The organism is Klebsiella sp. M5al, assembly GCF_002090195.1.
GTDB lineage: Bacteria > Pseudomonadota > Gammaproteobacteria > Enterobacterales > Enterobacteriaceae > Klebsiella > Klebsiella grimontii.
In genome coordinates, this window is the sequence record NZ_CP020657.1 from 3,658,464 (window position 1) to 3,670,255 (window position 11,792).

An 11,792-nucleotide genomic window follows, 5' to 3' on the forward strand; every position below is an offset into this window, starting at 1 on the left:
TGAAACGGATGGATTTATTTTAATAAAAAACCATCGGGTAATTAAATAAACAGGATGAGCAGACCAGAGCCGGCGATTTAAAATCGTGCTCGTGTAGGGTTTCGCCTGTACTTTAGACATATCGCTTACACGAATAAGTCATAAGCTAACTCTGCAAAAAATGTTAACACCTGTAGATAATTATGTTAATTGCATAGTTTCTATGCGTTATGCTAAAATTGCATAGCTATTATTGCAGGGGTGGGGAAAGAGTCTGTGCTGGCGAATCTGGAAGTAAAATGGCTTTACGATGTGATTGCCCTTGAGGAGTCCAGAAGCTTTACGCTGGCGGCAAAAAGCCGGAATATATCACAATCCTCGTTCAGCCGCCGGATTCAGGCGCTTGAGGCCTCGCTGGGCTTCAGCATCTTCGACCGCTCGGCGAACCCGCTCCAGCTCACCAACCGCGGAAAGATTTTTATCGGCTATGCGCGTAATATGCTCGACGATATGGACTTCCAGATCAGCCGAATTAAAGGGCTGAACAACACGACTCAGAAAATAAGAATCGACGCGGCGCCTTCGCTTTCCGTTTTATTGCTCCCCGAAATTATCGCCGGTTATACCGACAGAAAGAATAAAACTTTTCATGTTGAATCGATTAACGTCAACGACGCCGTGTTCAATCTGAAAGAAGGCAAGAGTGATTTTATCCTGTCGTTTTATAATGAAGAGCTGATGAACTATCCGTTTATCAATCACAAAATATTCGACTCGGCGCTGCATCTCGTCTCCCCCTGCGATAAACACGGCAGGCCGCTTTTTAATTTGCACCGCGGGGTGCTGCCGCTGATGAAATACGCCAACGACAGCTATATGGGTCGCCAGGTGAACCAGGTTATCGACCGCAAGCCGGAGATTACCTTCTCGTTAACCTTCGTATCCTCCATGAGCGAGCTATTAAAACGCATGATCCTCAACGGCGACGGGGTGGGTTGGCTGCCGCAGTACTCGATCAAGCGCGAGCTTGAAGAAGGCCGCCTGGCGATTATGGATGCGAGCCTGTCGCTGCCCATCGGCGCCTACATCTATCGCTCCGGCGCGCGGCTTAATCAGTCCGCCGAGCGTTTCTGGCAGCATATTAAGTCGACGAGCGCCGTGAGCGCATAATTCGCCTGGCGGCGGAAAATTCGCTATCATCCGCATCCACTCCTTATTCGCGCAGCCTGATGTCTACGATTATCGATACCTTTATCGCCCCGCCGTGCCACGCTGAAATCGACATACTCTATCAGGATGAGCATCTGCTGCTGATCGATAAACCCGCAGGCTTGCTCAGTCTGTCAGGGAAAAATCCGCGCAATCTCGACTCGGTACATTATCGGCTGGTACAGCAGTTTCCCGGCTGCGCTCTGGCGCATCGTCTTGATTTCGGCACCTCCGGGCTGATGGTGATTGCGCGCAACAAGGTCATCAACGCCGCCCTCTGCCAGCAGTTCAGCCAGCGTGCGGTGAGCAAAGTCTACAGCGCGCTGCTGTGCGGGCATCTGGCGGACGATGAAGGTACCATTGACGCCCCGATAGCCAAAGATCCGGCGCTGTTTCCGCTGATGACGATTTGCCCGCGCCGCGGCAAGCCAGCCCGCTCCGGCTATCGGGTGGTTGAGCGCCTGCGTTATCAAGATAGCGTGCCGGTGACGCGGGTCCAGCTGACGCCGGAAACCGGCCGCACCCACCAGCTGCGTATTCACTGCCAGCAGCTTGGTCACCCTATTCTGGGCTGCGACCTGTACGGCGGTCTGCTACTTCCGGGAACAGAACAGGCGCCGCGCCTGATGCTGCACGCCAGCGAACTGCATTTCATGCATCCGGTTAGCGGAGAGCGGATCGATGCGATAAGTCCCTGCGGGTTTTAACTCGCCCCACTCGCCAGCCCCTTTACCGAATCTCTCCCGCACGCTGATTGACGTCGACGCTTTAATTCGAATCGCGGCATTGCAAATGCAAATATCATATTTGCTCGTTAATCACCGCCTCTGTAGCTTGTGCTCTATTCATGCTTTTCATGAAAGAACATTCAGGGCGCAACGGCTTTATGATTAAACTCGATAATATTCGCAAGACCTACCCCGGCAGCGCGCATGCGGCTATTCGCGGCCTTAGTCTGGTGATTAATAGCGGCGAACTGTGCACTTTCGTTGGCCCCAGCGGGTGCGGAAAAACAACCATACTGCGGATGATTAATCAGCTGGATGTTCCTGATGCCGGTGACGTATACGTTCAGGGCGTTAAGCTTGCCGCTGCCGATATTATTCAGGTGCGCCGCCAAATTGGCTTTGTCATGCAAAGCGCCGCCCTCTTTCCACATCGTACGGTCGCGCAAAATATAGCCACGGTTCCGCGCCTTCTCGGCTGGAGCAAAAAGCATATCCAGGCGCGCATCGACGAATTAGTGGATTTGATGTCTCTCGACCGCAACGTCCTGCCCCGCTATCCGCACCAGCTTTCCGGCGGCCAGCAGGGGCGCGTGGCGATCGCCAGAGCGCTGGCCGCCGATCCGCCAGTTCTCCTGATGGACGAACCTTTTGCCGCTATCGACCCGGTCGTTCGCGAGCGCCTGCAGGACGAGCTGCTGTTGCTGCAACAGCGCCTGCGCAAAACGATCGTCCTGGTGACCCATGATATCAATGAAGCTATTCGCCTTGGCGATAGAATCGCTATCTTCCAGGAGGGCGGCGAGCTGGCGCAGTTCGCTACGCCTGACCATATTTTGTCGCATCCGGCCAGCGACTTTGTGCGCCGCTTTATCGGCCCCGAACCGAATCTGCAACGGCTGGGGAGAATTCAGGTCGGACAGCTCCCGCGCCATGATGTGCCGCTTATTGATGAGAGCCTCTCCCCCATCGCCAGCCCGCATCCGCCGGTCGCCAGTCCGCTGCGCCTGGTGCTGGACAAAAAACGGCGTCCGCTGAACTGGTTCGATCCGGTTAAGCGCCGGACGCTGCCGGTCGACGCGCCGCTGGCGGCCATCAACACGCTGCGCTTTGCCTACAGCGCGCTGCTGGATGCCCCCGGCGGCGTAGTGGTTCATGTCGATGCCGACGGTGAATATCAGGGCAGCATCTCCCACGCTCTGCTGCAGAACGTGCTGGAAGGCCGCGTGGATCTTCGCCGCTATGATTGACTGGCTGTGGATCCTCGACAACAAAATCATGATCGGTGAACTGCTCTGGCAGCATGTACAGCTGGTGATCGTTTCGCTGTTTTTCGGCACCCTCTTCACCGGCGTATTGATTAGCCTGACGCTGCGCTGGCCCGCGACCGCCCAGCCGCTGATCTACCTGTGCGGGATCCTGTTCACTATCCCGTCTCTGGCGCTGTTTATTCTCTTACTGCCGTTTACCGGACTGTCGCTGATGACCTCAATTATTGGCCTGACGCTCTACTCGCTGCTGATCCTGCTGCGCAACGTTATCGCCGGAATAGAGAAACTCCCGGCGACGGTGCTGGAGTCGGCGCGCGCGCTGGGCTATACCCGCTGGTTTCGTTTTGTCGATATAGAGCTGCATCTGCTGCTGCCCTCGCTGTTCGCCGGGTTACGCATCGCTTCGGTGACGCTGGTCGGACTGGTGACGGTCACCGCCTTAATTGGCCAGGGCGGTCTCGGGCAGCTTCTGTTAGCCGGGTTTAACCAGAACTTTGTCACGCCTATCGCGGTCAGCCTGGCGCTCAGCGTTGTGTTATCTCTGCTGTTGGATTCGCTGATTGCCCGCGTCGGCTATTGGCTAACGCCGTGGGCCCGCTAATGGATATCCTGCAAGCAACGTTTCACTGGTTATTACAACCGCAGCACTGGACAGGCGATGCGGGAATATTACTTCGTCTACGTGAACATCTTTATTATGTGCTGATCAGCATAGTCGTTGCCTCGGCGATTGCGCTGCCGCTGGGGATTATTCTCGGCTACTGGCGCAAGGGCGCGTTTGTGATTATCAATCTGTTTAATATTGGTCGCGCCATTCCCTCTTTAGGTTTAATCCTGTTATGCATTATTGTGTTTGGCTTTAATGATATTCCGGTATTTACAGCGCTGGTGGCGATGTCGATTCCGCCGATCCTCACCAACGCCTGGGTTGGCATTTATCATGCCGACCGTCAGCTGTGCGATGCGGCAAAAGCGCTGGGCATGACGCCGCTCCAGAGCCTGTGGCAGCTGCGGATACCGCTCGCCGCGCCGCTGATACTCGCCGGCCTGCGGACCGCGCTGGTACAGCTGATCGCGACCGCCGTCGTCGCCGCCTACGCCGGCCTTGGCGGCCTCGGGCGCTTTCTGATCGACGGACTTGGCCAGCGCGATATTCCCCAGGTTATTGCCGGTTCGCTAGTGGTATCGCTGCTGGCCATCGGCTGCGAACTGCTTTTTTCATTACTCTCCCGGCGCATCGTCCCGGCGCCGGTCGCGCAAATAAATTAATTCCCCAACAACAAAAAACCACCTGCAGGTAAAGAGGTATTATGAAGCAGCTATTTGGCATTTCCGCGCATCGTCGCCGCTTGCGTCTTTCGGTATTCACCGCGGGATTATTAAGCTTAAGTTTTAACGCCCTGGCGCAGGACGTCACCATTGGCGGAGCGAATTTCACCGAAAGTTCAATCCTTGCCAATATTTACGCCAGCGCACTAAAGAAAAACGATATTGCGGTGAAAACCCGCCTTAATCTCGGCAATCGCGAGATTATTATTCCGGCGCTGCAGAGCGGCGAAATTGATATTGTTCCGGAATATCTCGGTGCCCTGCTGAACTATTATGACGGCAAAACGCTGGCCACCAGCCAGAGCGACGTTAGCGCTGAGTTAGCCAAAGCGCTGCCGGCGGACTTTACGCTGCTCACTCCCTCCCCGGCCTCGTCCATTACCGCCTGGGCCGTGCGCGCGGAAACGGCAAAAAAATATCACCTCAGCAAGCTTTCCGACCTGCAGCCCGTGGCCCATCAGCTGACTATCGGCGGCCCGCCAGAATTCCCGGTGCGCGCCCTGGGCCTGCCGGGCCTTAAGCGCGTCTACGGGCTTGAATTTAAGGCGGTGAAATCTCTGGATATGGGCGGGCCGCTGACCCGTCTGGCGCTTAACTCCGGCAAAATCGACGTCGCCACGGTCGTCTCCACTCAGGGCAACCTCGCAAAAGAGGATTGGGTAGTCCTGGAGGATGATAAGCATGAACAGCCAAGCCAGAACGTGGTGCCGCTGGTGCGCAAAGCCAGCCTGACGCCGAAAATCAGCGAAGTGCTCAATGAGGTCTCCGGCAAGCTGAACAACGCCGCGCTGATCGAACTTAACCAGCAGGTCGATCTGCAGCATAAAGATCCGGCAGCGGTGGCCGAGCAGTGGGTCAAAACGCACCTCAACGGCAACTGATCGCCGCCATGCCAGGGAAGGCATCACCTCCAAATGAGCCGAGAAAATGCCAAATAATCCTATGATCCTGAACCTTTTCTTCTTCAATCCCCAGGGTGACTACCGCTTTTCCTGGCGTCACCCGCAGGCGCCGGAGAAGGAAATTTTCAGCCTCAAGTACTATGTCGATCTGGCCCGTAAAGCGGAGGCCGCGACGCTCGACGCCATTTTTGTCGCCGACCATATCGCTATCTGGGACACGGTGCCCAGCGGCTTAACCCATTACGCCAACGCCCGGCTTGAGCCCATCACTCTTCTCTCGGCGCTGGCGGCGGTAACGGAACATATCGGCCTGATGGGCACGGCGTCCACCTCTTATAACGAGCCCTATAATCTCGCCCGCTATTTCGCCTCCCTTGATTTTCTCAGCAACGGGCGGGCCAGCTGGAATATCGTGACCTCATGGCTGGAGGAGGAAGCGGCCAACTTCGGCCTTGACCACCTGCCGCAGCACGGCAGCCGCTACCAGCGCGCCGGTGAGTTTATTGATGTGGTCACTCAGCTGTGGGACTCGTGGGAAGACGGCGCGGTGCGCTATGACAAAGCCAGCGGGCTGTTTGCCGATTCCAGTAAGGTGCATCATCTTGATTTCGCGGGCGAGTTCTTCCGCGTGCGCGGGCCGCTGAACGTCCCTCGCCCGCCGCAGGGGCATCCGGTCCTGGTGCAGGCCGGCTCGTCTGAGGCGGGTAAAAATCTCGCCGCCGCCTGGTCAGATATGCATTTTGTGTTTATCAAATCTATCGCTGAGGGGCTGGCCTACCGCGAGGAGATGAACCAGCGTTTGCGCAGCCACGGCCGGGATCCGGCGCATTTCAAAATCATCGCCGGCGTTTTACCGGTGGTGGTGCACTCAAACGCGGAAAAGGAGGAACGCCAGCGGCTTAACGAGCAGCTAATGAGCGACCAGATGGCCATCGACCTGCTCTCTTCCTATCTGCGCATGGATTTATCCGCTTATCCCGTCGACCAACCGCTGCCGCCGCTGCCGGAGGAAGAGACCTTTGATGGGATCCGCACCGCCCTCAGGCTGATTCGTGATTACGATCCGCGGTTGACGATCCTGGCGTTGGGCAAGCTGCTGTTGCAAAGCTCCGATAGCTGGCTGCTAATCGGCAGCGCCGAGGAGATCGCCAGCGCGCTGACGGAAACCTGGCGCGCCGGCGCCGCCGACGGTTTTAACCTGATGTTCCCGCTGCTGCCGGGGGACTTCGACCGCTTCGTTGAGCAGGTGGTGCCGATTCTGCAGCGCAGCGGCGCGATGCGGGATCGCTATCCGACCGGCACCCTGCGTGAGAAGCTGGGCCTGCCGGTCGTCGAAAATCGCTTCGCCCGCCGGGATGGCAAACCGCAGGCGTCATAGCGGGGCTTCTGCTTATTTCCCCGGTGGCGGCTGGCGCCTTACCGGGGCTACGGGTTCCCAGCCGCCCGCGGATCGGTAGCCCGGACAGATGCGCAAGCATCGCCTCCGGGAAATTCAGCCACTCTGCGCTCTGCTCCCGGGGGCGGCGCTCAACGCGCCTTGCCCGGGCTACGGGTTCGCAGCCGTCCGAGGGCCGGTAGCCCGGACAGATGCGCAAGCATCGCCTCCGGGGAAGGTGCTGTGCCTGAAACCCCGGCGCGGTTTTATCCCGGTGGCGCTGCGCTTAGCCGGGCTACGGGTTCACAACCGCCTGCGATCGGGTAGCCCGGGCAAGGCGCTTGCGCCGCGGCCCGGGAAAATTGCCGCCTACAGCCGCACGACGCCTCTGGCCGCCGCCTCATCACGCCACGCCAGCAGCAGCTGATAGTCCGCGCGCCGCATATCGCTGTAGCCGCAGATAAACAGCGCTTCGCAAAGCGGCCGGTAGCGTTCATCGCTCACCAACTGCTGCAATACCTCTCTCAGCAGCCCCAGCGTCGCCGCGGACGTCGTCGCCGACGTAATCAGCGGCAGACCCGGGGCGAGCGGGCTATGTGCAATCACCACCAGCCCCGCCAGCGCCTCCGGCTGATGGCGCTGCAGCAGCGCCCAGCTCACGCAATCAATGGCGGCGATATCCGCTGTCCCCTGCTGAAGTTCACGCAGCGACTGACGATGGCTGCCGCTAAACGCTACCGCCGAGAAGAAACGCCCATCGCGCGACAGCGGCGCGACCATTTTTAACAGCACGTTATAGCCGGACTGGGAATCCGGCGAATTGCACGCGACCCGACGCCCGCGAAAATCCGCCAGCGTCTGCCGGCTCTCCGCCTCACGCACCACCAGCAGGCTGCGGTAGTTCCGCCCTTCGCACCCCGGCGCCGAATAGTGAAAACAGCCCACCGTTTGCGCTGCCGGCAGCCGCGTCATCAGCGGATAACCGCAGGTCTGGCTCAGCAGCAGCGCCGGATGGCGCCAGTGGATCAGCAGATCCTCAGGTACCTGATATGACAGCGTATCCTCATCCACCACGCCACGGGCCGCCAGCAGCTGCCGCACCGCCCGCCAGAGCGCCTGAGTATCCTCGTCATTCACCGCGTACATCGGAAACGCCAGCCTTTCACTCATGGTCTTTATCCGCCTTACCCTGCTGGTTGAACCCGGGATGAGCATTCACCGCCACCGATCTGGCAAAAAAATGCCGTAGCCATTCACCGTAACCGCGCACCACAAACCCGGCGTTGCGCCGCTGGTAGTCCGCCTGATTAAACAGATAGATTTTTCGCAGCCCGTACCACGGCACGCCCGGCAAATCGTGATGCACTGAATGGTAGTTGAGATTGAGAAACAGCACCCGCCAGACCAGCCCCGCTTCGTTAATCACCGAACGGGCCAGCGGATCGTCCGCGGCGCGGTGTTCAAGGAAAGAGCGCACTTTGGTCAACGCCAGCGCCGGGTAGCTGATAGCCAGCACGAAATAAAGCGGCGAAAAGCCGAGGTGATTCATCCACGCGAACAGCGCCGCCAGCAGCAGGCCGTGAACCAGCCACATCGCTATCACGTTCACCCGCCGGTGACGAAATGCCGCCAGCGCGCTGGTGAGCGTCTGGGCAATATCCAGCAGCGGCGCCACCAGCAGCCTGCCGAGAAACGTATTGCGCAGATGAATAAGGCTGCGCTGCCAGGGGGCAAAACGTCGCCAGCTCTGCGGCGTAAAATAGTAGGATTCCGGATCGTCAACGGGCTGCGTCAGCAGCTGATGATTATGATGCGCCAGGTGCGAGTCGCGATACAGCCCGTAGGGATACCAGACCGCCAGCGGCAGCGTCCCCAGCAGCTGATTAAACCATGGCCGCGACGTGGGGTGACCGTGAATAAGCTCATGCTGCAATGACATATACCAGGCGGTGAACCAGATGAGCAGCAGCGTGGCGGGGAAAATCCCCAGCTCGCGCCACCAGGCCAGCGAGGCAAACCAGCCGCCGTAGACGGCAACGATCAGCAGCCAGGTGGGCAGCTCGCTGCGCCACAACCAGCTACGGGAAAACTGATGAATCCGCTCACGCTGCTGCGGATGCAGATAGACCGACCTGCTTTTTGCCATTCCTGCCGCTACCTTTTCGCGTTATCTTTTGTCCCCCGAAGATGTGAGATAACGCGTTAAATAACAAAGAAGTTAAATCACTTAGCTTTGCCAGAAAATGACCTTACCCTCTGTCGAACACGGTGATATAGCGCCACCCGGCAAAAATGCTCACGCCTGCGCAAACCAGCAGCGACGCTCCCAGCGATTGCCCCCACCCGGCCGCCAGCAGACCGGCGCCAATCAGCACATAATAAAACAGGCCGAAAAAGGCGCCGGCGGTGCCCCGACAGTCGCCGTAGGCGCTCAGCGCCGACCCCAGCACCAGCGGGATCGCCATGGCCCAGGCAAGGGTGACCAGCGCCACCGGCGCCACAAACCAGATCGATTCCCGCAGCACGTACACCGCGACGCCGCCGACGAAGTGCAGAATGCAGGCGATGGCGAGTATCCGCCCCAGCGGGACATGCTGACGCAGCAGCACGCGGTTAAGCAGCGCGCCGAGCAGCGAACCGGCGGCAAGCGCCATGCCGCTGTAGCCAAAGGTCAGGGTATCAAGATCGAATCGGGCGAACAGAAAGGGGGCCAGGCTGTAGTAGCTGAACAGGCTGACGTTAAATGCCGCCACCAGTATTGCCGCCAGCGCAATATATTTATCCCCCGCCATCCGCCGCAGCACGCGAAGAAACGGCTCCCCAGCGCGATTTTGCGGACGCGTTTCCGGCATCAGCCGCAGGCAGCCCAGCAGGAGCGCGGCGGCCAGAAGCGCCAGCGCGCTGAAGACGCCGCGCATCCCCCAGATGGCGGTCAGTCCGCCGCCGATATAGACCCCGACGGCCGGACTCACCGCCAGCGCCAGGCCGATAAACGAAAAAATCTCCGCCAGCTGCCGCCCGCTATAGCAGTCCCGCAGGACCGTCTGCGTCACTACGGAGCCGGTTGCCGCGCCAATAGCCGTCACTATCCGCGCCGCCAGCAGCAGCGAAAAATCCGCGGCCCACAGCGCCATCAGACATCCCATCGCATAAACGCCCAGTCCGGCCAGCAGAGCCGGACGCCGACCGTAGCGATCGCTGAATCCGCCCCACAGCAGTACGCCGACGGCAAAACCGATAAAGTAGACGGAGAGGGTTTGCGCCGCCTGCGGCGCGCTCACGGAAAATTGGGCGCTGATATCGGTCAGCGCCGGGCTATAAATCGTTTCCGCTATTTGCGGAAACATCAGTAGCGCGGTCACCAGCACCCGCGCGGCACGTCCCAACATATCCACCTCCTGATAAACAAGAGGCGCTATTGTAGGCAGGCCGTTTTTCGATCATTATAAACATAATGACTTTAAATATCGGAAATCAGACATTATGGCCTGGCTTGACGCTGATGCGGCATTCGATCCGGATACCTTAAAAACTCACCTGATTGGCGTGCAGTCGGCGTTAGGGGATCACGATTCCGGTAGCCACCAGCATAAGATGGCGCAGATTCTGTTTACCCGTCAGGGATGCGTCCGTTTGACCCTTAACGATGGCGCCCTGCTGTGCCTGCTTCCGCCGGGGCGCGCGGCCTGGATCCCCGCCGAAGTCCGCCATCGCGCGGAGATGAAAAACATTGTCGACTATCGTTCCGTCTGGTTTCAGCCGCAGCGTTACCCTCAGTTGCCAACGCAGTCGGCGATACTCAACGTGGTGCCGCTGCTGCGCGAGCTATTAGAACGCATCAGCGCCAGCCCCTGGGATACCGACTGGGAAGCCGAACCGGCGCGGCATCTTGCCGCCCTGTGCCAGGCGGAAATTCGCCTCGCGGCCCGGGAGCCGATGATGCTCGCGCTGCCGCAGGATAAACGGCTGGCGATGGTTTGCGGCGACGCGCTGCCGCCGGCGCTTGGGGCGCTCGCTGCCCGCTGCGGCGCCAGCGAAAAAACCATCAGCCGCCTGTTCCGCCGCGATACCGGGATGACCTACCAGCAGTGGCGACAACAGTGGCGATTAATGAAAGCGGTCGAGATGCTGGCAACCGGGGAGCGCATCACCGATACGGCACAGGCGCTCGACTTCGCCAGCGATAGCGCTTTTATCTACTTTTTCCGCACCATGACCGGCATGACCCCGGGGCGCTATTTTTCCTCCTGATTCTGGCCGCCCGGCGTAAACGGCGGCAGCTTGAGAAAGGTGCTTTGCAGCCCCTCGGACCACGCTTTGCGAATGGTATTGAAATAGGGATCGCTTTCGGTGATCCGATGCTGTTCGGCGCTGCTCAGGCTCCCGCTGCGGTACAGCAGCGTGTCCAGCGGCAGCCCCACCGAAAGATTACTGCGCAGGGTGGAGTCGATCGAGATCAGCGCGCAGCACATCGCCTGCTCCAGCGGAGTATCGATGGTCAACACCCGGTCGATGATCGGCTTGCCGTATTTGCTCTCGCCAATCTGGAAATAGGGCGTGTCGCGCGTGGCTTCGATAAAGTTGCCTTCCGGGTAGATATGAAACAGCCTGTGCGTTTCCCCGGCGATCTGCCCGCCGAGCAGCAGGTTGCAGTTGAAGTTGGTATTGCCGCAGTTCTGCTGATTGCTGCTGTCGCGCTGAATCACTTCCTGCAAGGTTTTACCGATCAGCATCGCCGCGTCGTATAACGAGGTCACCTGCATCAGATTGGGCTCCTGCTGGGTACGAATGCGGCCGCTGAGCAGGTTAATCACGCTTTGCGTGGTGGCCAGGTTGCCCGCCGACTGCAGCACCATGACCCGTTCGCCATCCTGATGGAAAACGTGCAGTTTTTTAAACGTTGCAATATGGTCCACTCCCGCGTTGGTGCGGGAGTCTGAGGCAAATACCAGTCCATCTGACAAACACATGGCCACACAGTAGGTCATCGTTTTTCGTTCCT

The 11,792-nt window shown here is 58.9% G+C and carries 12 protein-coding genes; 8 read left to right on the forward strand and 4 right to left on the reverse strand.

The window, feature by feature from the left end; all coding sequences use genetic code 11:
• The first annotated feature begins 255 nt into the window (after positions 1 to 255).
• From BWI76_RS17610 to BWI76_RS17640, 7 genes are all read left to right on the forward strand, one after another.
• Positions 256 to 1,149: a LysR substrate-binding domain-containing protein gene (locus BWI76_RS17610; RefSeq protein ID WP_004133627.1), complete on the forward strand. Its 894-nt coding sequence runs from the start codon at positions 256 to 258 to the stop codon at positions 1,147 to 1,149.
• 59 nt (positions 1,150 to 1,208) lie between these two features.
• Complete coding sequence (locus tag BWI76_RS17615; protein ID WP_004133628.1) at positions 1,209 to 1,895, forward strand: RluA family pseudouridine synthase; 687 nt, start codon at positions 1,209 to 1,211, stop codon at positions 1,893 to 1,895.
• Positions 1,896 to 2,074: 179 nt separating this feature from the next.
• On the forward strand, positions 2,075 to 3,163 hold the full coding sequence (locus tag BWI76_RS17620; protein ID WP_064371842.1) for an ABC transporter ATP-binding protein: 1,089 nt from the start codon (positions 2,075 to 2,077) through the stop codon (positions 3,161 to 3,163).
• On the forward strand, positions 3,156 to 3,785 hold the full coding sequence (locus BWI76_RS17625) for an ABC transporter permease (RefSeq protein WP_004133630.1): 630 nt from the start codon (positions 3,156 to 3,158) through the stop codon (positions 3,783 to 3,785). The genes BWI76_RS17620 and BWI76_RS17625 overlap by 8 nt, the downstream gene beginning before the upstream one ends.
• Positions 3,785 to 4,453, forward strand: a complete 669-nt coding sequence (locus tag BWI76_RS17630; protein WP_004133632.1) for an ABC transporter permease — start codon at positions 3,785 to 3,787, stop codon at positions 4,451 to 4,453. The genes BWI76_RS17625 and BWI76_RS17630 overlap by 1 nt, the downstream gene beginning before the upstream one ends.
• Before the next feature lie 41 nt (positions 4,454 to 4,494).
• Positions 4,495 to 5,394, forward strand: a complete 900-nt coding sequence (locus BWI76_RS17635; RefSeq protein ID WP_004133633.1) for an ABC transporter substrate-binding protein — start codon at positions 4,495 to 4,497, stop codon at positions 5,392 to 5,394.
• A 61-nt stretch (positions 5,395 to 5,455) separates the two neighbouring features.
• Positions 5,456 to 6,793 carry an LLM class flavin-dependent oxidoreductase gene (locus tag BWI76_RS17640; RefSeq protein ID WP_151387080.1) on the forward strand — a complete coding sequence of 446 codons (1,338 nt, stop codon included), beginning with the start codon at positions 5,456 to 5,458 and terminating at the stop codon, positions 6,791 to 6,793.
• Positions 6,794 to 7,159: 366 nt separating this feature from the next.
• Here the strand turns inward: BWI76_RS17640 and BWI76_RS17645 are convergent, their stop codons facing one another.
• The 3 genes from BWI76_RS17645 to BWI76_RS17655 form a co-directional block, all read right to left on the reverse strand.
• Positions 7,160 to 7,960, reverse strand: coding sequence for a phosphate/phosphite/phosphonate ABC transporter substrate-binding protein (locus tag BWI76_RS17645; protein ID WP_004138547.1), 801 nt, complete (start codon positions 7,958 to 7,960; stop codon positions 7,160 to 7,162).
• Positions 7,953 to 8,936, reverse strand: a complete 984-nt coding sequence (locus BWI76_RS17650; protein WP_004138545.1) for a fatty acid desaturase — start codon at positions 8,934 to 8,936, stop codon at positions 7,953 to 7,955. The genes BWI76_RS17645 and BWI76_RS17650 overlap by 8 nt, the downstream gene beginning before the upstream one ends.
• A gap of 103 nt (positions 8,937 to 9,039) precedes the next feature.
• Entirely contained in the window at positions 9,040 to 10,179 is a 1,140-nt protein-coding gene (locus BWI76_RS17655; protein ID WP_064371827.1) for a multidrug effflux MFS transporter, read from the reverse strand.
• A 94-nt stretch (positions 10,180 to 10,273) separates the two neighbouring features.
• On the opposite strand from BWI76_RS17655, the gene BWI76_RS17660 reads away from it, so the two are divergent.
• Positions 10,274 to 11,041: an AraC family transcriptional regulator gene (locus tag BWI76_RS17660; protein WP_004138543.1), complete on the forward strand. Its 768-nt coding sequence runs from the start codon at positions 10,274 to 10,276 to the stop codon at positions 11,039 to 11,041.
• Here BWI76_RS17660 and BWI76_RS17665 read toward each other — a convergent pair.
• Positions 11,026 to 11,778, reverse strand: a complete 753-nt coding sequence (locus BWI76_RS17665; protein ID WP_004138542.1) for a proteasome-type protease — start codon at positions 11,776 to 11,778, stop codon at positions 11,026 to 11,028. The genes BWI76_RS17660 and BWI76_RS17665 overlap by 16 nt on opposite strands.
• Positions 11,779 to 11,792: the final 14 nt, after the last annotated feature.

Coding starts and splice junctions, on each gene's coding strand:
- BWI76_RS17665 (WP_004138542.1), bottom strand. CDS start 11,778: ATGACCTACTGTGTGGCCATGTGTTTGTCAGATGGACTGGTATTTGCC.
- BWI76_RS17630 (WP_004133632.1), top strand. CDS start 3,785: ATGGATATCCTGCAAGCAACGTTTCACTGGTTATTACAACCGCAGCAC.
- BWI76_RS17620 (WP_064371842.1), top strand. CDS start 2,075: ATGATTAAACTCGATAATATTCGCAAGACCTACCCCGGCAGCGCGCAT.
- BWI76_RS17640 (WP_151387080.1), top strand. CDS start 5,456: ATGATCCTGAACCTTTTCTTCTTCAATCCCCAGGGTGACTACCGCTTT.
- BWI76_RS17650 (WP_004138545.1), bottom strand. CDS start 8,936: ATGGCAAAAAGCAGGTCGGTCTATCTGCATCCGCAGCAGCGTGAGCGG.
- BWI76_RS17615 (WP_004133628.1), top strand. CDS start 1,209: ATGTCTACGATTATCGATACCTTTATCGCCCCGCCGTGCCACGCTGAA.
- BWI76_RS17660 (WP_004138543.1), top strand. CDS start 10,274: ATGGCCTGGCTTGACGCTGATGCGGCATTCGATCCGGATACCTTAAAA.
- BWI76_RS17635 (WP_004133633.1), top strand. CDS start 4,495: ATGAAGCAGCTATTTGGCATTTCCGCGCATCGTCGCCGCTTGCGTCTT.
- BWI76_RS17655 (WP_064371827.1), bottom strand. CDS start 10,179: ATGTTGGGACGTGCCGCGCGGGTGCTGGTGACCGCGCTACTGATGTTT.
- BWI76_RS17625 (WP_004133630.1), top strand. CDS start 3,156: ATGATTGACTGGCTGTGGATCCTCGACAACAAAATCATGATCGGTGAA.
- BWI76_RS17645 (WP_004138547.1), bottom strand. CDS start 7,960: ATGAGTGAAAGGCTGGCGTTTCCGATGTACGCGGTGAATGACGAGGAT.